The organism is Achromobacter sp. SX5 (assembly GCF_056711425.1).
This window is the reverse complement of sequence record NZ_CM160041.1, coordinates 4,845,221-4,866,207: the sequence shown is the minus strand read 5'-3', so window position 1 is coordinate 4,866,207 and position 20,987 is coordinate 4,845,221. Positions and strand designations below refer to the sequence as shown.

The window sequence follows — 20,987 nt, the reverse complement described above, 5'->3', positions numbered from 1 at the left end:
AACCTGTAGCTCAAACCTGCCAACCATGCTCCACGTCGCCACCGTTCCTTCCTTGCCGGACGTATTGCTGACGCCGTTCAACGTCCATGGCCCGCGCGAATCCAAAGGCATCGCCGTGCCCGAGCACGTCCATGAAGAGGGCATGCTGGTGCTGGTGCACGCCGGCCTGGTGGTGGTGCAGGCCGGCGCCGAAGTCTGGACGGTGATGCCGGGCAGCCTGGGCTGGATTCCGCCCGACGTGCAGCATGGCGCGCGCTGGTTCGGCGAGGCGCGCGGATCGTTCCTGTACGTGCGGCGCGACGCCTGCGGGCGCCTGCCGCCGGTCTGCCGGTCGTGGCCGTCGTCCAGGCTGGTCGAGGCCCTGATCGACCGCTTCACCGGGCCCGACGCGCAAGCGGTGCCGCCGGCCTACCAGGCGCAGCTGTTCGACGTGCTGCTGGAAGAACTGAGGCAGCGCGAGCACGAACCCGTGCCGCTGCCCATGCCGACCGATCCGCGCCTGCAGGAACTGGCCCATACGCTGCTCGACACCCCGGACGACACCGCCGGTATCGACGAATGGGCCCAGCGGCTCAATATGTCTTCGCGCACCCTGATGCGGCGCTTCCGCCATGAAACCGGCGTCACGCTGGGGCAGTGGCGGCAACGGGCCCGCCTGCTGCGCGCGCTGGAATTGCTATGCCGCGGCGGTTCGGTCACCGAGGCCGGACTGGCGGTGGGATACGAAAGCACCAGCGCGTTCATCGGCAGCTTCCGCGCGGCGTTCGGCGCCACGCCCACCCGCTACCTGGCCGGGCGCGGGTAAAGACGGGCGCTCAGGCCGCGGCCGGCTGGTTGGGGTGCATCGGCCCTTGCGGGTCGTTCTCGGCGTCCGGGCGCGGCGGCACCGGCGCCAGGCCGATCGCCAGCCGCAGCCGCTGGCAGTCCGGATTGGGCGAGCCGTCGGGCATCCAGATGTCGAATTCCCGGCACGGCGTGGGGCGGTTTTCGTAGATGGCGCAATGGATGCCGGGCTGGCCCAATTCGCCGCGCAGCGCGATGCAGCGGCCTCCGCCGGTTTCGGTACCTTTCATGCAGGCGCGCAGCGGGCTCATCTGGGTCACCAGCTCGACAGGGACCTGGCCGCCGCTCTCGCCGGCGAGTTCGCCGCAATAGAACGAAACCCGGAAATGCGCGCAGCATGCGCCGCAGTCCAGGCACGGATTGGCGGCCGGGTCGTCGCCGGCCAGGACGGCGGGGGAGACGAAGGTGATGAGGGAGGAGTCGAGCAGGGACATGGCGCGAGTGGGGCGAAAACCCGGGCGGGGTGCAAATATTAGCTGGAGAGGCGCCCCGCCCGCCACGGTTTTTTCGCGCCCGCTGCGGTAGCATCTGAGGCCGAACGCAGGAGCCCGAATTGAACGCCAAAACCGAATTTCCCGACGGCCTGGCCCGTTGCGGCTGGGTCGACACCTCGGCCGAATACATGGCCTACCACGACACCGAATGGGGCCGCCCCGAAGCCGACGACCGCGCGCTGTTCGAACAGCTCTGCCTGGAGGGTTTCCAGTCCGGGCTGAGCTGGCGCACCATCCTGGCCAAGCGCGAGGCGTTCCGCCGCGGCTTCGCCGGTTTCGATCCGGCCAGGGTGGCGCGCTTCGGCGAAAAGGAAGTGCAGGCGCTGCTGGCCGATCCCGGCATCGTGCGCCATCGCGGCAAGATCGAAGCCGTGATCAACAACGCCGCCCGGGCGCTGGAAATGATCGAGCGCGAAGGCTCGCTGGGCGCCTACCTGTGGCGCTTCGAAGCTCCGCCCGGCGCGCCGTCCACCTATGGCGCATCCACCTCGGCGCAATCGGACGCGCTGTCCAAGGCCTTGAAGAAGCTGGGCTGGAAGTTCGTGGGGCCCACCACGGTCTATGCGTTCATGCAGTCCGTGGGCATGGTGAACGACCACAGCCCCGGCTGCCATTGCCACGCGGCCAGCGAACGGGCGCGCAAGGCGTTCAAGCGGCCGGCCTAGCGGCTCAGGGGGCCGGTCCGGGTACGACGGCGCCGGGCAGGCAATAGCGGCCTTCCCGGTAAGCCCAGCTCGGCCACAGCGCATGCGCCAGCGCCTCGCGGGCCAGGGCGGGGTCCAGCGCCACGGGCGCGTAGTCTTCGGGCGCGGTGTAGCGGTACTGCACCGGCGTCTTGTTGGGCGCCATCACCAGCAGCTCGTCTTCCTTCAGGTAGCCATAGGTGTTGTCGTACTGCATGATGGCCCGGCCGGGAGAACTGCGGGTCAGGTCGTGGCCGATCATCGGATGTTCGGTGTCCACGCCGATCAGCGACAGCAGGGTCGGCGGCAGGTCGACCTGGCTGATCAGGCGGTCGTCGCGGCGCGCTTCGATGCCGGCGCCCAGGATCACGGCCGGGATGTGAAAGTGCCGCACCGGCACCAGGCTGGCGCCGAAGACCCGCGAATCGTGGTCGGCGGCGATCAGGAACACGGTGTTTTCCCAGTAGGGCGCGGCCTTGGCGCGTTCGAAGAAGCGGCCCAGCGCCCAGTCCGCATAACGCACCGTGTTTTCCACCGTGGCGGGGTTGCCGTCGGTCTGGATGCGTCCGGCCGGGTACTCCCAGGGCGAATGGTTGGATACGCTGAAGGCCAGCGTGAAGGTGGGCCGGTCCGCGTCGGCGCGCAGCAGCCGGTCCAGCTGGTTGAACATGTCCTCGTCCGAGGCGCCCCAGGTGCCCACGAACGCGGGTTCGACGAAGTCGGCGCGGTCCACGATCTCCCGGAAGCCGTTGCCCAGGAAAAAGCCCTTCATATTGTCGAAGTGCGATTCGCCGCCATAGATGAAGCGCGAATGGTAGCCGTGGCGTCCCAGCAGGTCGGCCAGCGAGAAGAAGCCGCGCTGCGAGCGCGGCAGCTTCAGCACGGCCTGCGCCGGCGTGGGCAGGAAGCCGGTCGTCACCGCTTCCAGCCCGCGCACCGAGCGCGTGCCGGTGGCGTAGGCCCGGGTGAAGGCCCAGGCCTCGCGCGCCAGCGCGTCCAGCTCCGGCGTCAGGTTGGCCCCGCCCAGCGCGGCGCTGTACTGCGCGCCCAGGCTTTCCTCCAGGATGATCACCAGGTTGAGCGGGCGCGCGGTCTGCCGGCTGGCGGGCTGGCGGTGCAGGCTGGGATAGTCGGCGTTGGCCGGAGGGTGGGGCAGGCCGGCCTGCGCCAGCACCAGCCGGTGCATCTCGTCGTCGTCCATGTTGCCGTAGACGGCCGAGGCCGACTTCTCGTTCTTCATGCTGTAGACGGCATAGAAGACGTTGTAGAGCGAATTCAGCGCCAGCGTATTGAGCATGCCGTCCGAGCAATAGGCCACCGAGGACGGGTTGATCGGGCGGTGGCCCAGGGTGCCGCGGATGGCCAGGATCACCAGCGCCAGGATCGCCAGGCTGGCCAGCGGCATCTGCCACCAGGTCAGCGGCGCGTCCGGCCGGGCGTGGCCGAACAATCCGTAAGCGGCCCAGCCGATCAGCGCCAGCGCGGCCAGCCCGCCCAGCAGCGCCGTCTTGTAGCCGCGCCACAGCATGCCGGAGACCTCGCGCGGGTGCTTCAGGTATTCGACGAACAGGCGGTTGGGGCGCGAATCGTATTCCAGGATGAAGGGCGGCGTGGCCACCTCCAGGAAGGCCAGCAGCACGAACGCGACCAGATACCAGTACCCGGCCAGCGTGGCGGCCAGCGGTATATGACCCAGCAGCGGCGACAGCACCGCCGGCAGCGCCGCCAGCACCGCGATCTGGTGCGCGTCGATGCGCAGCCCGCCCAGCAGCAGCGGCAGCAGGCCCCGGGCGTTGCGCACGCGCCGGTACTGCCAGGCGGCCAGCGCCAGGCGGCTGAGCGTCAGCAGCGCGAATGCCGCCGCCACGAAAATCAAGGTCGAATGCCGCATCGGGCCTCCAGGTTAATCAGCCAAACGGCGTGCGGGGCCGGACGGCGCCAGGGTTGGGACATTTGAACCATGCCGGCGCCAAAAATTCACCCGCCGCGGGTATGCGGCATGACTTCATTTTGTAACCGCCCGCTTCGCCCGCGGGCACGCTTCCTGCTGCGCAAACGCCGGACGAGACGCGACTTGCGTCGCCGCAGGGGCGTTTCGCCATGGAAAGATCCGCATACATTATGGGGCCGGTAGGCCCGAAGGGCGCTGCCGGGCGCGCTACCCTTAAAGGGCAGCGTAAGCCGGCAGCGGTAGGCCGGCCGCAACGGCAAGGATCAAGACCATGACGCGCTCAAGAAAAATAGCGATCGGGATTGTAGGGGCAGCGGGGCTCCTCGTGGCGATACTCGCGGTAGGGATCGCCACTTTCGACTGGAACCGCGCCCGGCCCATGATCAACGAACGGGTCAGCGCCGCGATCGGACGCCCCTTCGCCATCAACGGCGATCTCGCCGTCAAGTGGGAGCGCCAGCCCGACGAAGGCGGCTGGCGGGCCTGGGTGCCGTGGCCGCGCATCATCGCCAACGACATCTCGGTGGGCAACGCGCCCTGGGCCAAGGCGCCGCAGTTCGCCACCCTCAAGCGCGGCGAATTCAGCCTGGCGCCGCTGCCGCTGCTGCGCCAGCGCGTGGTCATCCGCCGCATCCAGCTGACCGAGCCCGCCGCCGACCTGGAACGGCTGGCCGACGGCCGCGCCAACTGGGAATTCACCCTGCCCGAGACCGGCGAACCCTCGCCCTGGGTGCTGGACATCAACGAAATCGGTTTCGACAAGGGCCGCGTCGGCCTGGTCGACGAAATCCTCAAGGCCGACCTGACCGTGCAGGTGGACCCCCTGGGCAAGCCCGTGCCGTTCGCCGACGTGGCCGGCGCGGCTTTCGCCGGCGAGCCGGACAAGCAGGAAGCGGACGCCAAGGCCGCGCCGCGCGACTACGTCTTCGGCTGGAAGGTGGCCGGCAAGTACAAGGGCCTGGCCACCAAGGGCGAAGGCAAGGTCGGCGGCATGCTGGCGCTGCAGGACGACAAGCAGCCCTTCCCGGTGCAGGCCGACGTGACCATAGGCGGCACCCGCGCGGCCGTGGCCGGCACCCTGACCGACCCCGCCAACCTGGGCGCGCTCGACCTGCGGCTCAAGCTGTCGGGCGCCTCCATGGCCCAGCTGTACCCGCTTACCGGCGTCACCCTGCCCGACACGCCGCCGTACTCGACTGACGGCCACCTGGTCGCCAAGCTGCGCAACCCGGGCGGCGCGGTGTTCGACTACAAGGGCTTCAACGGCAAGGTCGGCAACAGCGACCTGCACGGCGACATCGCTTTCGCCCTGGGCGCGCCGCGGCCCAAACTGACCGGCAAGCTGTCGTCCAGGCAATTGCGCATGGTCGACCTGGGGCCGCTGATCGGCGTGCCTTCGGGCAAGGTCGCCGGCGCCGAAACCGACAAATCCAAGGACGCGCCCGCCAAGCCCAAGGGCGGCAAGGTCCTGCCCACCCAGGCTTTTCGCACCGACCGCTGGCGCGACATGGACGCCGACGTGGCGCTGGAGGCCGGCCGCATCGTGCACGACAGCAAGCTGCCGCTGTCCGACCTCAGCGTCCACGTGATCCTGCAGGACGGCAAGCTCACGCTGGACCCGCTGCGCTTCGGCATGGCCGGCGGCAGCATCAATTCCACGATCCGTCTCGACGGCGCCGGCGCGCCCCTGACCGGCCGCGTGGAACTGCATGCGCGCCGCCTGCGGCTCAAGCAGCTCTTTCCCGCCACGCCCGCCATGCAGAAGACATTGGGCGAACTGAACGGCGACATGGCGGTGAGCGGCACCGGCAACTCGGTCGCCGCGCTGCTGGGCTCGGCCACCGGCGACGTCAAGATGCTGGTCAACGACGGCGTCATCAGCCGCAGCCTGATGGAGATCGCCGGGCTGAACGTGGCCAACTACGTCGTCTCCAAGCTGTTCGGCGACGACGAAGTGAAGATCAATTGCGGCGCCGCCGACCTGGCCATGAAGAGCGGCGTCATGACTCCGCGCGTGTTCGTGTTCGACACCGAAAACGCCTTGATCAGCATCACCGGCACGGCCGACTTCAAGAATGAAACGCTGAACATGGACGTCACGCCGGACAGCAAGGGGTTTCGCATCTTCTCGCTGCGTTCGCCGCTGTATGTCAAGGGCACCTTCGGTTCGCCGGACGTGGGCGTGCACGCGCTGCCGCTGGCCGCGCGCGGCGCCGGCATGGTGGCCCTGGGGGTGCTGCTGACGCCGGCGGCCGGCCTGCTGGCCCTGATCGCGCCCAGCGCCAACGAAGAAAACGCCTGCGGCCCGCTGCTGGAACAGATGCGCAAGCCGCCCAAGGCGCCGGCGCCGGGCAAGAAATAACGGAGAAGGGGACTCAGGCGGGCGTTGCGGTCAGCGCGTCCCAGGCGCACATGGCCTGACGCGCCACCGCCTGCAAGGTCTTGCGGCTCGCGCCGTCGCGCGCCTGGATCGACATGCCGTGCAGCACCGTGGTGTAGAACGCGGCCAGGGCCTTCAGATCCGCGTCGGGCGGCAGTTCGCCCGCGGTGGCGCCGGCCTGCAGGCGCGCCAGGATGCGGCCTTGCATCTCGCGGCGGCTGTCGCTCAGGAAATCGCCCACGCTGGCGTGGTTCACGCAGCCCGCGGGCGCGCCCAGCACGATCATGCATCCGTGCGGATGGCCCGGCGCGGTGAAGCGCTCGGCCGAGGCCAGCAGCATGGCCTCGATGGCCGCGCGCGCCGTCGGCGCGTCCTGCAGCGCGCGCCGGCCCGCGCCGCCCTCGGTCTCGCGGTACAGCTCCACCGCTTCGCGGAACAGGCTTTCCTTCGAGCCGAAAGCGCCATAAAGACTGGGCGAGTTGATGCCCATCGCTTCCGTCAGATCGGTCAGCGATGCCGCTTCATATCCCTTCGACCAGAACACATCCATGGCCTTGCGCAAGGCCTGGGCCCGGTCGAAGTTACGAGGACGCCCGCGTTCTGCCATGACCGGGATTTTACCCGCGACGTGAATTTTGTGTCGGTCGATAAAAAAATCATTGACGCCCGGTCATCCGTTCGGCGAATATATTTGTACCGATCACTACAAATATGGATCCCGTCATGCACAAGCTCACTGGAAAAATCGCCTTCGTCACCGGCGGCAGCCGCGGAATCGGCGCCGCCATCGTGCGCCGCCTCGCCGCCGACGGCGCCGACGTGGCCTTCACCTACGTCAGCGCCTCCTCGGCCGCCGCCGCGCAGGCGCTGGCCCAGGAACTGTCCGCCGACGGCCGCCGCGTGCGCGCCATCCAGGCCGATGCCGCCGACGCCGCCGCCGTCAAGCAGGCCGTCGAACGCGCCATCGCCGAACTCGGCCCGATCGACGTGCTGGTCAACAACGCCGGCGTCTTCCTGGCGGGCGTCATCGGCGAAGCCAGCTTGGACGACTACGAGCGCACCATGGACATCAACGTCCGCGCGCCCTTCGTCGCGATCCAGGCGGCCCAGGCGTCCATGCCCGACAACGGCCGCATCATCAACATCGGCAGCTGCCTGGTGGAGCGCGCCGGCCGCCCCGGCGTAGCGCTGTACGCCGCCAGCAAGGCCGCGCTGGTCGGCCTGACCCAGGGCCTGGCCCGCGACCTGGGCGCGCGCGGCATCACCGCCAACGTCGTGCACCCCGGCCCGATCGACACCGACATGAACCCCGCCAACGGCGAACGCGCCGACGCCCTGGTCGCCACCCTGTCCCTGCCGCACTACGGCGAAACCCGCGACATCGCCGGCATGGTCTCGTTCCTGGCCGGTCCCGACGGCCGCTACGTCACCGGCGCCAGCCTGGCGGTCGACGGCGGCTACGCAGCCTGACGCGCGATCCGCCAGATTTTTTGCAGCTGACTTGCACAAACCAAAAAAGCTGCATATAATCTTTCTTCTTCGCACTGCACGCATCGCTGAACGAGCTTCGGGGTTGTGTGGATTGCAAGGGCTGTTAGCTCAGTTGGTAGAGCAGCGGACTCTTAATCCGTAGGTCGAGTGTTCGAGCCACTCACAGCCCACCACCAAGATTCGAGATCGGGCACCCCAGTTGGGGTGCCCGATCTCATTTCCGGCGCGTGTTCTTCGGCACCGCCAGGGTTGATTTCTTACCCAGAAATGGGTAATTTGTTCACAGATAGATGAACCGGGGCCTGAGAAGGCGTCTATCTGCCTCCTGGCAACAGGATCCAGCCGTGCTGGTATTTCAAAGAGCGCCCGCGACACATGAGGCCCCGTTCTACGGGGCCTCACCTTTTCTGGCTTGCGAATCAACGCCGATTGCGGCCCGGGTCGCGCAGCGGCTCTCCGCGGGCGATCTTGGCGGCCATCACCTGAAACCGTATCCGGCCTTTGCGTGCATGGGGAATGCCCGGACCAGGTGAACCGGGTGCGCGAACGTAGGCGCTTTCGACCACCATGCGCAGTGTGTGCTCGCCCAGGCGGCGCAGGCGGAAGTAAATCTCATAGTCCACCTCCCGGCCCTGATCGTCGATGGCCCGGATAACCAGCCAGTTTCCCTGGCCGGTGAAGTTGCAGTCGTGGCGCTCGATGGTGCGGATCAGGTCGGGCAGGGACAGCGACCAGCGGTAGCGATCGAAGCAAAAGGCGCGAGCTACGTTTCGATGGTCGAGAATTCGGCGGTCCTGGCCGAGGACGTCGAAATCGAGGGCCTGGTCTGCTTTAGGCCCGAACGATACGCAATGCGAGGTGAATTCCACTTGGATACGCAACAGCAAGGCCCGATAGCGCGGCGTTGCTGCGATGGCAAGCTCCAAGACGGGGCCATGCATGTGCATGAGATCGTAGCGTTGGCTCTCTACTTCTATGAAACCCTGCTGCAGATACTGAATCCACCTCATGTTGGAGCCACCCAATGAACCCGGATACCAAGCGTCTTGCGAAGCGTAGATCAGCGGCTGGCATGTAGTAGAGACCGACTGCGTCCTATTTCTCTCGCATCCATCGCCGCCCGTCCTCCCGATCCCGAAAATGTGCCAAATTCGACCCTGTCGCCGACAGGTGGCGGGGCGCAGCGGGTTTTGGCGTACGGGGAATCCGGCCAGCAAGCAACAAGTCCCGGTCCGCCAGAATTGATAGAGATCAATGCCGAAACATCGATACTGAAAGAGGGTAACGGCTTCCCATTCTCTCCTCGTCGCCTGGTCGGCGGCACCTGCAGGCGGTGCATGGTGCTTCGCGGTCTTCGGGGTCCATTGGTTGGTTTTATGAGTTTTCTCCATCACTTCTCCGGCGCGTTGGCGCTGCTGGCGTTCTTGCCGTTTGCGCATGCGCAGCCGACGCCTGCCCCGTCGTCGCGGGACACGGGTTCTATCTTTCAGGCGCAGGATGAGGGGGCGCGGAAGCATTGCAAGGCCTTGCAGCGCAAGATCGAGCAGGCGCGCAACAATCCTGGCAATGAAGCCAACCGGGTGGTGCCGCCGGGTTCCATGTCGCGCTCCCAGCGGGAGTTGGCCAGGCAGGGCTTGCAGGACAACCGCCATGCCTTCGAGCGGCAATGGCTGGAGGCGGGCTGCGACGCGCCGTGAACCTATCCGGGTTTTCCCATGGCCCGGCATTCCGCGCGGTTGATGGGAGTCAAGGATTCCGGGCTGTCCATGTCGATACCATGGGTTGCAACGGTCCGCGCGGCACATCGGGAGGCATCGTGTTCGTCAATTTGATCTACTTTCCGGAAATCAAGAAAGGCAAGGAGGAGGCCTTTCTTGCGTGGTTCGACGAGTCCAACCGGCGGCTGTCGAGCTTTCCGGGGTTTGTGCGGCGCACGCTGCTGGAGCCGGTCAGCGCGGGGCAGTACGTCGGGTTGATCGAGCATGCGAGCAAGAAGACGTTCATGGACATGCATCACAGTCCGACGCAGGCGGAACTGCGCATGCTGGGGCGAAGCATTTTCGACGGCGAGCCCGACCCGCAGTTTTACGAAATCGTGCGGGGCGTCTGAGCCGCATTAAGCTGCGACTTAATCGTGGCTAAACCCGCGGTTCACCATGGAGCGCGCGGCGATATTTATAGTGGGCCTCTGTCTTTTATGGAGAGCGCGCCGCATGTCCCATCCATCCGCCTATCCCCGTGTGGTGCTGTTCGACCTGCTGACCGCCTTGCTCGATTCGTGGACGGTCTGGAACCGGGCCGCGGGCTCGGAATCCGCCGGCCGGGCCTGGCGCGCGGAATATTTGCGCATCACTTATGGCTGCGGCGCCTATCGGCCCTATGAGCAGCTGGTGGAGGAGGCTGCGGCCGCCGTGGGCCTGCCGGCCTCGGCCGCGGCGGCGCTGGAGGCGCAATGGGACGGCCTGCCGGTCTGGGACGGAGCGCGCGAGTTGTTGGCGGCGTTGCGTCCGCATTGCCGGCTGGGCGTGGTGACCAACTGCTCGAACCGGCTGGGGCGGCGCGCCGCCGCCTTGCTGGGCGTGGATTGGGACGTGGTGGTGACCTCGGAGGAGGCCGGCTATTACAAGCCTGACCCGCGCCCTTATGCGCTGGCGCTGTCGCGTCTGCAGGCCGAGCCGGCGCAGGCGGCCTTCATCGCTGGTTCGGGCTACGACATGTTCGGCACGCGCCAGGTGGGGCTGCGCACGTACTGGCACAACCGGGCGGGGCTGGCCTTGCCCGAAGGGGCGACGCGGCCCGAGCTGGAGTCGCCGCGGCTGGAGGCGGCGCTGCCGTGGCTGGCCGGTTTCAGCGCCGGGTGACCGGTCCTGCCGGGCAATACAAAATGTTGCCTGTTGTCGCAGTGGCGCTTGCTAGCATGGGCAGGCCGGAATGATCCGGCATACCGATGGGCTAAGTGGAGGTTGCCATGCGTTCAAGAACAATATTCAACCGTATCGCAATTGTTGCGGCATCTGGGGCCTTGCTGGCGGGATGCGCCACGCAACAGCAGACCAATACGGCCGTGGGCACGGGCGCCGGGGCGGCGATCGGCGCGGGCATAGGCGCGCTGATCGGGCACGGCAAGGGTGCGGCCATCGGCGCCGGCATCGGCGCGGTGGCGGGCGGGCTGGTCGGCTATAACTGGAAGGTCGTCAAGGAAGACGTGCAGAATTCGGGCGCGTCCTCGCTCGGGATCGACGTGGTGGAAATGCCCGACGGCAGCCTGAAGGTCAATATTCCCAGCGGCGTGTCGTTCGATACCGACAAGACGCAGCTCAAGCCCGCCTTGCTGCCCGTGCTGGACAGCGTGGCGCGCTCGCTCAACCAGCATGCCGAACTGCGGGCGAAGGTGGTCGGCCATACCGACAGCACCGGTTCGCTGGCTCACAACCAGACCCTGTCGGTCAACCGGGCCAAGAGCGTGACGGACTACCTGAGCAAGCAGGGCGTGGCCGCCAGCCGGCTGTCGGTGGAAGGGCGGGGGCCCAACGATCCGATCGGCGACAATGCGACCGCCGAAGGCCGCGCGCTGAACCGGCGCGTCGAAATCTACCTTTACGCAGTGAAGCAGTAATGCGGGCCTAGGCCCCTGTTCCTGTGTTCCGGGCGGCCGGCGCGTTGCGCGGGGCCGCCCTTTGTTTTTTCAGGAGTCCGTCATGAGCATGTTTCCTCCCGCCCGTATAGGCACCGATACCGCGGTCGCCGCGCTGTCCGGCTGGCAGGCGGTGGCGATGCGAGACGCCATCGAGAAGCGCTTTCGCTTCGCCAGTTTCAACGCCGCGTTCGGCTTCATGGCGCGCGTGGCGATGTTCGCGGAGAAGCTGAACCATCATCCCGAATGGACCAACGTCTATAACCGGGTGGACGTGATCCTGACCACGCACGATGCCGGCGGGGTGACCGAGCTGGACGTGCGCATGGCGCAGTTCATGGACGAGGCCGCCGCGCAACTGGGCGCGACCGCGCCGAAGGCGCACGGGGCCTGAGCGAAAAAAAACCCGCCGTCGGTCGGGCGGGTTTCTGCGGGGGCCGGAGCCGGTTCAGTTGCGCACGTAGTAGATGCGCATCGCGTGCTGCTTCTGCGCGGCGTCCACGACGCGCAGCGTCACGACCTTGGAGGTGAAGCCGTCGGGCAGCTTGAGCTGGCCCATCGCGTAGTCGTAGCGGTCCACGTTCACCGGAGCGCCTTCGGGCGTGATGGTGGCGGAACGGCCGTTGGGGTAGGTGCCCTGGATGGAGAAGGTCAGCGTGCCCTGGAACGGAGCGCCCTGGCGGTCTTCGCGCATGACCAGGACCTGGAAGTCGAGCAGGCCGGGGGCGCGCTTGAAGGTGGCCGAGCGGATGCCGAGGTTGCCGCCGCGCGGGTCGGCGGGCATGGCGTCCTGGAACAGGACCAGCTCCTTGTTCAGGGTTTCGATCTTGCTGCGGGCCGCGGCCAGGTCGGTGGTCAGCTTTTCATGGGTGGACTTGTTGGCGTCGCGCTGCTGCGTGGCTTCTTCGAGCTGGCTTTGCAGGCGCTGGCGCTCGAGGTTGGCCGCGCTCAGTTCGCTGTGCAGCTGCTCGGATTGCTCGACGGTCAGCCGTTGCGGGCCGTAGTTGGTCTGCAGGAAGAGCACGCCGCCCGCGCCCAGGGCTATGCCTACCAGCAGCAGCACCAGCCAGCGCGGCATGCGGCGCGTGCGTTGGCCCGGCTGGTATACGGAGGGCTTGAACACGGCCCGTTGCGATCTTCCGAACATCCCCATTTCCTAGAAAACTTCCTGTAGTGATTGCCCGCTGTGCGAGTGCCGACTGAGGTTTTGCCCGCGCCTTGCGCGCGGCAAAACGCAGAAGAATACCCCGTCAGCCCGGGCGGTTGGGTGCGCGGACAATCCTGGTTGCGCACGTTGATATTGTGAAATATGTGGACATCAGCGGACCGTACCGGCCAGTTCGGCGTCCAGGTCGGCCAGCCGCTGCGGCGTGCCGACGTCGGTCCAGCGGCCGTCGTGGCGGGCGCCGCGCACCAGGCCGCGGGCCATGGCCTGCCTGAGCAGCGGCGCCAGCGGCGCCGCCGTGCCCGCGGCGATGTCCGCGAATAACGAAGGATGGTAGACGCCGATGCCGGCGAAGGTCAAACGCGGTTCCCCCTGGGCATGGACGCGGCCGTCGGCCGCCAGATGGAAATCGCCGGCCGGGTGCTGCACGGGGTTGTCCGCCAGCAGCAGCCAGGCGCCGCCCGCCGGCAGCTCGCGGGCCAGGCCGGGCGCCCGGGCCGGGTCCCAGTCGCACCAGACGTCGCCGTTGATGACCAGGAAGGGCGCGTCGCCCAGCAGCGGCAGCGCCTGGGCGATGCCGCCGGCGGTTTCCAGGGCGCTGGCCTCGGCCGAATAGCGGATGCGCACGCCCAGGGCGCCGCCGTCGCCCAGGGCGCGTTCGATTTCGTGGCCGAGCCAGGCATGGTTGATGACCACGTCGCGGATGCCGGCGGCGGCCAGCCGCCGCAGGTGCCAGACGATCAGCGGCTGGCCGCCCACGGACAGCAGCGGCTTGGGCAGGCGGTCGGTCAGCGGGCGCATGCGCTCGCCGCGGCCGGCCGCAAGTATCATGGCCCGCATCAGAAGGTGTATCCGACGGTGACCTGGCGGTCGTCCAGCTGGTCCAGCAGGCGCAGCAGCGGCGTGAACACGCCGTAGCGCTGGGCGACCTGGCGCACGTAGCCGTTCACCCGGGGCATGTGGGCCAGGTAGTGCGCCTTGCCGTCGCGATGGTTCAGGCGCGCGAACACGCCCAGGATGCGCAGGTTGCGCTGCAGGCTCATCCATTCGTAGGCGCGGTGGAACTCGGCGAAGTCGGCGTCCACCGGCAGGCCGGCCTTGCGCGCCATTTCCCAGTAACGGATGGCCCAGTCCAGCTGCTGGGGTTCTTCCCAGGTGGTGCGGGCGTCGGTGACCAGCGAGGCCAGGTCATAGGTGATGGGGCCGGCCAGCGCGTCCTGGAAGTCGATGATGCCGGGATTGGGGCCGTACTGCGGCTGGTCACAGACCATCAGGTTGGGCGAGTGGTAATCGCGGTGCACCAGCACGCGGGCCTGGCCGCCGTTGCTGGCCGAGAGCAGCGCGAAGATCTTGTCCAGCGCGTTGGCGGTCTTGTCGTCCAGCGTGACGCCGTGGTGCCGGCCTACGTACCATTCGGGAAACAGCTTCAGTTCTTCGGCCAGGCGCGCCGTGTCGTAGACGCCCAGGCCGGCGGTGGAGGCCTGCTGCAGCTGGACCAGCGCGGCCAGGGCCTCGCGGTACAGCGTCTGGAGCTGGGCGTCGGTCAGTCCGGCCTGGATGCGCTGGTAGTAGGTCTGCTCGCCCAGGTCGGTCAGCAGCATCAGGCCGAGGTCCAGGTTCTTTTCCAGCACCGCGGGCACGTTCAGGCCGGCGTCGGCCAGCAGCTGGCCCACGTGCAGGAACGGGCGGGAATCTTCGTGCTCGGGCGGGGCGTCCATTACTATCAGGGTGCGCTCGCCGGCGTCCAGCCTGAAGTAGCGCCGGAAGCTGGCGTCGGCCGAGGCCGGGCGCAGCGTGTCCACGGCGAGATTCAGGGCGGCGGGCAGGCTGCCCAGCCAATTGCGGATCAGCTCCAGGCGGGGGTCGTGATCGTTTTTCAAGAAAGATCCGTATCAGAAAGGCAATATTGCAGAAGTGTTTCGTGCGCGCGCGGGCGGCATGCCGTGAGCAACCGGGGCTGGGCCTGTGGCGCGGCTTCTCTATAATACCGGCTCGTTTCCGTTAGCATTGGCCCTTCGTGGGTGCCGGTGTCGGGTTTCCCCATCGTCGAAAAGGGCTGTTTACACTCGTGCGCAAGGTTCGCTGGTTGATCCTCTCCGCTGTCGGCATGGCCGCCGGGGCCGTCCAGGCTCAGGGCAGCCAGGGCGCCGTTCCCGCCGCCACGTCGGCCACGCAGGCGCCGGTGCTGCGTACATCGCCCGGGCTGCGGATGCACCGGCTGCCGGACGACGACATCCCGGCCTTCATGGAAGCGGACACGATCGAGGGCGATCCCGAGTCGGACCTGACCCTGTCGGGCAACGCGCAGGTGCGCCGCATCGACGGCGTGATCAAGGGCGACCGCATCAATTACCGCAAGGACACGGGCGAAGTCGACGTCCAGGGCAGCGCGCGCATGATGCGCGACGGCACCCTGGTGACCGGGCCGAACGCCAAGTTCAACGTGGACAAGTATTCGGGCGAGGTCGAAAAGCCGAATTTCTGGATGGGCGCCACCGGCGGCTTCGCGGTCGCCGAGCACGCGGACATTTTCAGCAAGTCGCAGATGCGGCTGCATACGGTGACCTACAGCGGCTGCGCCTGCGAGACGCCGTCCTGGTACATCAAGGCCAAGACCGTCGACGTGGATTTCGACGAGAACGAAGGCGTGGCGCGCAACGGCGTGCTGTATTTCAAGGATTTCCCGATCCTGGCCTCGCCCTACATGACCTTCCCGGTCAAGAAGGAGCGCAAGTCGGGTTTCCTGGTGCCGACCTACGGCACCACCAGCCAGGGCGGCATCGACATTTCGCTGCCGTACTACCTGAACCTGGCGCCCAACTATGACATGACCATCCAGCCGCGCTATTTCTCCAAGCGCGGGCTGCAGCTGGGCGGCGAGTTCCGCTACATGGGGTACACCTACGCGGGCACCCTGAACGGCACCTACCTGCCCAACGACAACGTCACCGGCGACGACCGCTGGATGTACTGGTGGCGCCACCAGCAGCAGTTCTCCCACGGTTTCTACACGGATTGGGACATCGCCAAGGTATCGGACGACGATTACTTCCGCGATATTTCCCAGCTGGGGCTGAACCAGGCGTCCACCACCTATCTGCCGCAGCGCGCGCGGGTGGGCTGGGCCTCCACTTACTGGAGCGCGTACGCCCAGGTCTACAAATACCAGACGCTGCAGGACCCCGAAGCGCCGCTGACGCCGCCGTACGACAAGGTGCCCGAGCTGTACCTGCGCGGCGCGCGCTACGACTGGGGCGGTTTCGACGTCGACTGGACCTCGACCGCCGTGCGTTTCAGCATTCCCAAGGTCGGCGGCGTGCGCCAGGGCCCGCAGGGCGACCGGCTGCAGAGCTATCCGACGGTGTCCTATCCGATCGTCAAGCCGGGCTGGTTCATCGTACCCAAGGCGGGCGTGAACTACACGCAGTACCAGACCAACTGGTATGGCCGCGACTGGCTGGGCCTGAACGCCGGGACGCCCGACGCGACCACGTCGATGGGGTATCCGCGCTCGCAGTCGCGCACCGTGCCCATCATGTCGCTGGACACCGGCCTGATCTTCGAGCGCGACACCACGCTTTTCGGCAAGGCCTCGACCCAGACGCTGGAGCCGCGCCTGTACTACCTGTACGTGCCGTACCGCGACCAGTCCAAGATGCCGGTGTACGACACCTCGCTGGCCGACTTCAGTTTCTCGCAGGCCTTCGAGGAAAACATCTATACCGGCGGCTGGGACCGCATCTCCAACGCCAACCAGCTGACCGCGGCGCTGACCACGCGCTGGCTGGACGCCAACACCGGTTTCGAGCGCATGTCGCTGGCCGTGGCGCAGCGCCTGTATTTCGCCGACCAGAAGGTGACGCTGCCCGGCGAGACGCCGCGCGAGAACGTGCGTTCGGACTTCCTGGTGGGCGCCAGCGCCGCCCTGACCGATACGCTGACGACCGAGGTCGCGGCCCAGTACAACCCGTACGACAACAACTGGTCGCGCGGCCTGGTGAGCGCGCGCTGGACGCCGCAGCGCCTGACCACCGTGGCGCTGTCCTACCGCTACCAGCGCGATCCCCAGCAGGGCGTCGCCTACCAGCCGCAGGGCCAGAACCAGGTCAGCCTGGCGTTCCAGTGGCCGTTCAGCAAGCGCTGGTACGGCGTGGGCCGGGTCGACTACTCCTTGCGCTCCGGTCCCTCCAGCACGGTCGCCAACACCACCGAGTCTCCCCGCGTGACGCAGGCCATCGCCGGCCTGGAGTACAAGGGGGATTGCTGCTGGGTGGGCCGCGTGGTCTACCAGCGCTACGCCGTGTCGGCCACGGACGCCAACTCCGCGGTGTTCCTGCAATTGGAGCTGACCGGCCTGGGTTCCCTGGGAACCGACCCGATGAACCTGCTGAACAGAAGCATCCCCGGCTACTCGCGCATTACGCCGCCTGTACCCACCGGGACCACATTTGAAAGGTATGAATGATGCGTAGGTTGCACTCTTTGCGCCGCCTCTCCCGCAATGCACTGCTGCTGGCCGTCTGCGCCGGCTTGCCTGCCGCGTATGCGGCCGAGCAGAACGGCAAGGGCACGAACAACGGCGCCAAGCCCGCCTCCGCACAGAACGGCGCGAAGACAGCGGCCGCGCAGAAGAACGCCGCTCCCGCGGCGCCGCGCGAGCAGTTCGTCGACGGCATCGCCGCGGTGGTCGACAAGGACGTGATCACGCTGCGCGAGCTGCGCGAGGCGTCCCTGCGCATCAGCGGCGAGCTGAAGGCGCGCGGCATCCAGGTGCCCGACGACCAGACGCTGCAGCATCAGGTGCTGCAGCGTCTCATCATGGAGCGCGTGCAGCGCCACGAGGCCGACCGCATGGGCATCCGCGTGGACGACGCTCAGGTCGACAAGGCCGTGGAGGCCATCTCCGCGCGCAACAAGATCACCGTGGCGCAGTTGCGCCAGGAGATCGAGAAATCCGGCATCACCTGGGACGCCTATCGCAAGTCGCTGCGCGAAGAGATCCGCTCCGACCGCCTGCGCCAGCGCGCGGTGGACTCGACCATCGTGATTTCCGACGCGGAAGTCGACGCCTTCCTGAAGGACCAGCGGCGCAATCCGGCCTTCGGCGCGGCGCCCGCGGCGCAGCAGCCCCAGGCGCAGCCGCAACCCGCGCCCGAGCAGGCGCAGGCGCCTGCCGGCCCGATGCTTTACGCGCTGGCCCAGATCCTGGTGCGGGTGCCGGAAGGCTCCTCGCCCGAGCAGCTGGCGGTGCTGCGCAAGAAGGCCGAAGGCCTGCTGGCGCGGGCCAAGCGCGGCGACGACTTCGCCAGCCTGGCCGCGGCGTCCTCGGACGGCCCCGAAGCGCTGCAGGGCGGCGTCATGGGCGTGCGTCCGCTGGACGGCTGGCCCGACCTGTTCGTGCAGGCCATCAGCAATCTGCAGAAAGGCCAGGTCAGCGGCCTGATCCAGAGCGGCAACGGTTTCCACATCATCAAGGTGATGGACCGCGGCTCGGCCCAGCCGGCGCCGGCCCGCACGGCCCGCGCCCCGGCGCCCGCTCCCGCGCCGGCGCCCGCCGCGCGCCCGCAGCCGGCGCAGCAGGGGCCGGTCGAAGTGGTGCAGACCCGCGCCCGCCACATCCTGATCAAGACCTCCACCGTCATGAGCGACGAGCAGGCCCGCCAGCGCCTGGAACAGGTGCGCCAGCGCCTGGTGAGCGGCAGCGCCAAGTTCGAGGACATGGCTCGCCAGTACTCGCAGGACGCGACCGCTCCGCAGGGCGGCGAGCTGGGCTGGTTGAACCCGGGCGAAACCGTGCCGCCGTTCGAGGCCGCCATGAACGCGCTGCAGCCGGGCGAGATCAGCCCGCCGATCCAATCGCCTTTCGGCTGGCACCTGATCCAGGTCGAAGAGCGCCGCCAGCATGACGCGTCCGACGAAGTGGCGCGGATGAAGGCGCGCCAGGTGCTGTTCGAGCGCCGCGCCCAGCCCGCATTCGAAGACTGGCTGGAGCAGCTGCGCGCGCAGGCGTATATCGACAACCGCCTGGAAAAGCAGCAGCAGATCCAGCAGAACAACCGCTAAACGCATTACGGGCCTTACATGTCTCAGCACCAGGCGCGCAAGCGTTTCGGCCAGAACTTCCTGACCGACGAAAGCGTGGTCGAGTCCATCGTCCGGGCGGTGGCTCCCGCCCGCGGCGATACCGTGGTCGAAATCGGCCCGGGCCTGTCGGCGCTGACCCGGCCGCTGCTGGAACGCCTGGACCACCTGACCGCGGTCGAGATCGACCGCGACCTGGCGGCCCGCCTGCGCAAGCAGTTCGAACCCGGCCGCCTGACCGTGGTCGAGGCGGACGCCCTGACGGTGGATTTTTCCCAGTTCGGCGGCGCGCTGCGCGTCGTGGGCAATTTGCCCTACAACATCTCCAGCCCCTTGCTGTTCCATCTGATGACCTGGGCCGACCACGTGCGCGACCAGCATTTCATGCTGCAGCGCGAAGTGATCGACCGCATGGTGGCGCAGCCGGGTTCGGGCGACTTCAGCCGGCTGTCGGTGATGCTGCAGTCGCGCTACCGCATGCACAAGCTGTTCGACGTGCCGCCCGAGGCCTTCGACCCGCCGCCCAAGGTGGTGTCGGCGATCGTGCGCATGGTGCCGCTGCCGGCCGAGCGCCTGCGCCCGGTCAGCGAACGCGCTTTTGAAACCGTGGTCGCGCGCGCGTTCTCGCAACGCCGCAAGATGCTGCGCCGGGTGCTGGCCGACTGGGCCGCGCAAGTGCCATGGGAAGCGCTGGACATCGCGCCCACCGCCCGCGCCGAGGATATCTCGGTGGACCGCTACATCCGCCTGTCGGATGCGCTGGTCGAGGCGGGGGTGTTGCAGGCGGCGTGATGGTGAAGGATATTGCGCGGGGGCGTAGGATGGGTGCAGCGCGAGAGTGCTTAACCAAGAACTCAAGTCTCCAACGCGCGTAACCCATCAGGCGGCGACAGCCGCCGTTTTTCGATGCGGGCAAACAAATGCCGGCTTTCGCCGGCTGATGGGTTACGCGCGTGGGACGCCTGGTTTCTTGTCCAACATGTCTCGCGCTGCACCCATCCTACGACATCCACGACATCCACGACATCCGCAACACTCACAACATCCGTTTCTGCGCCGCCATCCACAGTTGCATGACGTCGCGCGCGCGCTCGGTCAGCAGTTTTTCCGCGTCCGTCAGCGCCTGTTGCAGCGTGATGGGGCCGGGCGCCAGGCTGAACGCGGCGCTGATGCCGGCCGCGTGCAGGCCTTCGTAGCCGGCGCCCAGCGAGCCGGCCAGCGCCACCACGGGCACGCCGGCGCGCTGCGCAATCCGGGCCACGCCAGCGGGCGTCTTGCCGCGCAGGGTCTGCGCGTCCATGCGGCCTTCTCCGGTGAAGACCAGCGCGGCGCCTTCGACCGCTGCGGCCAGGCCGCCCAGTTCCGCCACGATCTCCACGCCCGGACGGAAGCGGGCGTTCAGGAACGCCTTGGCCGCGAAACCCAGGCCGCCGGCCGCGCCGGCGCCGGGGTCGTCGCGGTGGTCCGCCGCCAGATGGCGCGCGCACACGTCGGCGAAGTTCGCCAGCATACGGTCGAGGATTTCCACCTGTTCCGGCGTGGCGCCTTTCTGCGGGCCGAACACGTGCGAGGCGCCCTGCGGGCCGCATAGCGGGTTGTCCACGTCCGAAGCGATGTCGATCCGGATCTGCGCCAGGCGCGGGTCCAGGCCGCGGGCGTCGATGCTGGCCAGCCTGCCGAGCGCGCCGCCGCCCGGCGGCAGAGTGCGGCCGTCGGCGTCGAGCAGCCGCACGCCCAGCGCGGTCAGCATGCCGGCGCCGGCGTCGTTGGTGGCCGATCCGCCCAGGCCCAGGATGATGCGGCTGGCGCCGGCGTCCATGGCGGCCAGCATCAGCTCGCCCACGCCGTGGCTGCTGGCGCGCATCGGGTCGCGCCGCGCGGGCGGAATCAGTTCCAGGCCGGCGGCGGCGGCCATTTCGATCACCGCCGTGCCGTCCGCCAGCAGGCCCCAGTCCGCGTCCACCTTGTAGCCCAGCGCATCGTTCACCGTCTGCTGGCGGGCCTGGCCGCCGGTGGCCGCGAGCACGGCCTCGACCGTGCCTTCGCCGCCGTCGGCCATGGGGATGCAAACGGTATGGGCGCCGGGGAAGGCGAGCTTGACGCCGCGCGCGATGGCCGCGGCCGCGTCGGGCGCGGAAACGCTTTCTTTGAAAGAGTCGGGGGCGATGACGATTTTCACGGGTTCGGACAGGTCTGTTGGGGTTGTCTGATCACCATGATACCTGCGCGCGCGCAGCCGGCGTACCATAACGCTTTTGTCGTTTT

Annotated in this window: 20 protein-coding genes and 1 tRNA gene; 13 read left to right on the top strand and 8 right to left on the bottom strand. The window is 67.8% G+C overall.

All coding sequences use genetic code 11. From position 1 onward, the window contains the following. Nucleotides 1-25: 25 nt before the first annotated feature. Nucleotides 26-805: a helix-turn-helix domain-containing protein gene (locus AC1M14_RS22765; RefSeq protein WP_102775454.1), complete on the top strand. Its 780-nt coding sequence runs from the start codon at nucleotides 26-28 to the stop codon at nucleotides 803-805. A gap of 10 nt (nucleotides 806-815) precedes the next feature. Here AC1M14_RS22765 and AC1M14_RS22760 read toward each other — a convergent pair whose 3' ends face one another. Continuing rightward, nucleotides 816-1,277 carry a YkgJ family cysteine cluster protein gene (locus AC1M14_RS22760; protein WP_102775455.1) on the bottom strand — a complete coding sequence of 154 codons (462 nt, stop codon included), beginning with the start codon at nucleotides 1,275-1,277 and terminating at the stop codon, nucleotides 816-818. Between the two features lie 119 nt (nucleotides 1,278-1,396). On the opposite strand from AC1M14_RS22760, the gene AC1M14_RS22755 reads away from it, so the two are divergent. Continuing rightward, nucleotides 1,397-2,002 carry a DNA-3-methyladenine glycosylase I gene (locus AC1M14_RS22755; protein WP_102775456.1) on the top strand — a complete coding sequence of 202 codons (606 nt, stop codon included), beginning with the start codon at nucleotides 1,397-1,399 and terminating at the stop codon, nucleotides 2,000-2,002. Between the two features lie 4 nt (nucleotides 2,003-2,006). Here AC1M14_RS22755 and AC1M14_RS22750 read toward each other — a convergent pair whose 3' ends face one another. Further along, nucleotides 2,007-3,911 (bottom strand): LTA synthase family protein, encoded by a 1,905-nt coding sequence (locus AC1M14_RS22750; protein ID WP_111826381.1) that lies wholly within the window; start codon nucleotides 3,909-3,911, stop codon nucleotides 2,007-2,009. A 331-nt stretch (nucleotides 3,912-4,242) separates the two neighbouring features. On the opposite strand from AC1M14_RS22750, the gene AC1M14_RS22745 reads away from it, so the two are divergent. Then, a complete protein-coding gene (locus AC1M14_RS22745) occupies nucleotides 4,243-6,333 on the top strand; it encodes an AsmA family protein (protein WP_479730508.1) in 2,091 nt (696 codons plus the stop codon). A 13-nt stretch (nucleotides 6,334-6,346) separates the two neighbouring features. Here the strand turns inward: AC1M14_RS22745 and AC1M14_RS22740 are convergent, their stop codons facing one another. Beyond that, complete coding sequence (locus AC1M14_RS22740) at nucleotides 6,347-6,958, bottom strand: TetR/AcrR family transcriptional regulator (RefSeq protein ID WP_479730507.1); 612 nt, start codon at nucleotides 6,956-6,958, stop codon at nucleotides 6,347-6,349. A 116-nt stretch (nucleotides 6,959-7,074) separates the two neighbouring features. Between AC1M14_RS22740 and AC1M14_RS22735 the strand changes: the two genes are divergently transcribed. After that, on the top strand, nucleotides 7,075-7,821 hold the full coding sequence (locus AC1M14_RS22735) for an SDR family oxidoreductase (RefSeq protein WP_111826678.1): 747 nt from the start codon (nucleotides 7,075-7,077) through the stop codon (nucleotides 7,819-7,821). Between the two features lie 118 nt (nucleotides 7,822-7,939). Continuing rightward, nucleotides 7,940-8,015 (top strand) — tRNA-Lys (locus AC1M14_RS22730). A gap of 246 nt (nucleotides 8,016-8,261) precedes the next feature. On the opposite strand, the gene AC1M14_RS22725 is transcribed toward AC1M14_RS22730, so the two are convergent. Continuing rightward, on the bottom strand, nucleotides 8,262-8,852 hold the full coding sequence (locus AC1M14_RS22725; protein WP_479730506.1) for a hypothetical protein: 591 nt from the start codon (nucleotides 8,850-8,852) through the stop codon (nucleotides 8,262-8,264). A gap of 366 nt (nucleotides 8,853-9,218) precedes the next feature. Here AC1M14_RS22725 and AC1M14_RS22720 point away from each other — a divergent pair, with 366 nt between their 5' ends. From AC1M14_RS22720 to AC1M14_RS22700, 5 genes are all read left to right on the top strand, one after another. Further along, nucleotides 9,219-9,539 carry a hypothetical protein gene (locus tag AC1M14_RS22720; RefSeq protein WP_146748013.1) on the top strand — a complete coding sequence of 107 codons (321 nt, stop codon included), beginning with the start codon at nucleotides 9,219-9,221 and terminating at the stop codon, nucleotides 9,537-9,539. A gap of 119 nt (nucleotides 9,540-9,658) precedes the next feature. After that, complete coding sequence (locus tag AC1M14_RS22715) at nucleotides 9,659-9,952, top strand: antibiotic biosynthesis monooxygenase family protein (protein WP_102775645.1); 294 nt, start codon at nucleotides 9,659-9,661, stop codon at nucleotides 9,950-9,952. A 103-nt stretch (nucleotides 9,953-10,055) separates the two neighbouring features. Beyond that, complete coding sequence (locus AC1M14_RS22710; protein WP_479730505.1) at nucleotides 10,056-10,703, top strand: HAD family hydrolase; 648 nt, start codon at nucleotides 10,056-10,058, stop codon at nucleotides 10,701-10,703. A 107-nt stretch (nucleotides 10,704-10,810) separates the two neighbouring features. Continuing rightward, complete coding sequence (locus AC1M14_RS22705; RefSeq protein WP_102775463.1) at nucleotides 10,811-11,458, top strand: YiaD family glycine zipper/OmpA-like lipoprotein; 648 nt, start codon at nucleotides 10,811-10,813, stop codon at nucleotides 11,456-11,458. A gap of 82 nt (nucleotides 11,459-11,540) precedes the next feature. Continuing rightward, nucleotides 11,541-11,870, top strand: a complete 330-nt coding sequence (locus AC1M14_RS22700) for a 4a-hydroxytetrahydrobiopterin dehydratase (RefSeq protein WP_111826384.1) — start codon at nucleotides 11,541-11,543, stop codon at nucleotides 11,868-11,870. A gap of 54 nt (nucleotides 11,871-11,924) precedes the next feature. On the opposite strand, the gene AC1M14_RS22695 is transcribed toward AC1M14_RS22700, so the two are convergent. The 3 genes from AC1M14_RS22695 to AC1M14_RS22685 form a co-directional block, all read right to left on the bottom strand. Continuing rightward, on the bottom strand, nucleotides 11,925-12,623 hold the full coding sequence (locus AC1M14_RS22695; RefSeq protein WP_102775465.1) for a DUF6776 family protein: 699 nt from the start codon (nucleotides 12,621-12,623) through the stop codon (nucleotides 11,925-11,927). 171 nt (nucleotides 12,624-12,794) lie between these two features. Then, complete coding sequence (gene murU, locus AC1M14_RS22690) at nucleotides 12,795-13,481, bottom strand: N-acetylmuramate alpha-1-phosphate uridylyltransferase MurU (RefSeq protein WP_111826385.1); 687 nt, start codon at nucleotides 13,479-13,481, stop codon at nucleotides 12,795-12,797. After that, a complete protein-coding gene (locus AC1M14_RS22685; RefSeq protein WP_111826386.1) occupies nucleotides 13,481-14,521 on the bottom strand; it encodes an aminoglycoside phosphotransferase family protein in 1,041 nt (346 codons plus the stop codon). The genes murU and AC1M14_RS22685 overlap by 1 nt, the downstream gene beginning before the upstream one ends. 188 nt (nucleotides 14,522-14,709) lie before the next feature. Here AC1M14_RS22685 and AC1M14_RS22680 point away from each other — a divergent pair, with 188 nt between their 5' ends. Genes AC1M14_RS22680 through rsmA form a run of 3 tightly spaced genes read left to right on the top strand, consistent with a single transcriptional unit; the run spans nucleotide 14,710 to nucleotide 19,514 of the window. Beyond that, nucleotides 14,710-17,106: an LPS-assembly protein LptD gene (locus AC1M14_RS22680; RefSeq protein ID WP_102775468.1), complete on the top strand. Its 2,397-nt coding sequence runs from the start codon at nucleotides 14,710-14,712 to the stop codon at nucleotides 17,104-17,106. Beyond that, nucleotides 17,103-18,704 (top strand): peptidylprolyl isomerase, encoded by a 1,602-nt coding sequence (locus tag AC1M14_RS22675; RefSeq protein ID WP_102775469.1) that lies wholly within the window; start codon nucleotides 17,103-17,105, stop codon nucleotides 18,702-18,704. The genes AC1M14_RS22680 and AC1M14_RS22675 overlap by 4 nt, the downstream gene beginning before the upstream one ends. 18 nt (nucleotides 18,705-18,722) lie before the next feature. Continuing rightward, on the top strand, nucleotides 18,723-19,514 hold the full coding sequence (gene rsmA, locus AC1M14_RS22670; protein ID WP_102775470.1) for a 16S rRNA (adenine(1518)-N(6)/adenine(1519)-N(6))-dimethyltransferase RsmA: 792 nt from the start codon (nucleotides 18,723-18,725) through the stop codon (nucleotides 19,512-19,514). Between the two features lie 244 nt (nucleotides 19,515-19,758). Here rsmA and AC1M14_RS22665 read toward each other — a convergent pair whose 3' ends face one another. Next, nucleotides 19,759-20,901, bottom strand: coding sequence for a glycerate kinase (locus AC1M14_RS22665; protein ID WP_479730504.1), 1,143 nt, complete (start codon nucleotides 20,899-20,901; stop codon nucleotides 19,759-19,761). Nucleotides 20,902-20,987: the final 86 nt, after the last annotated feature.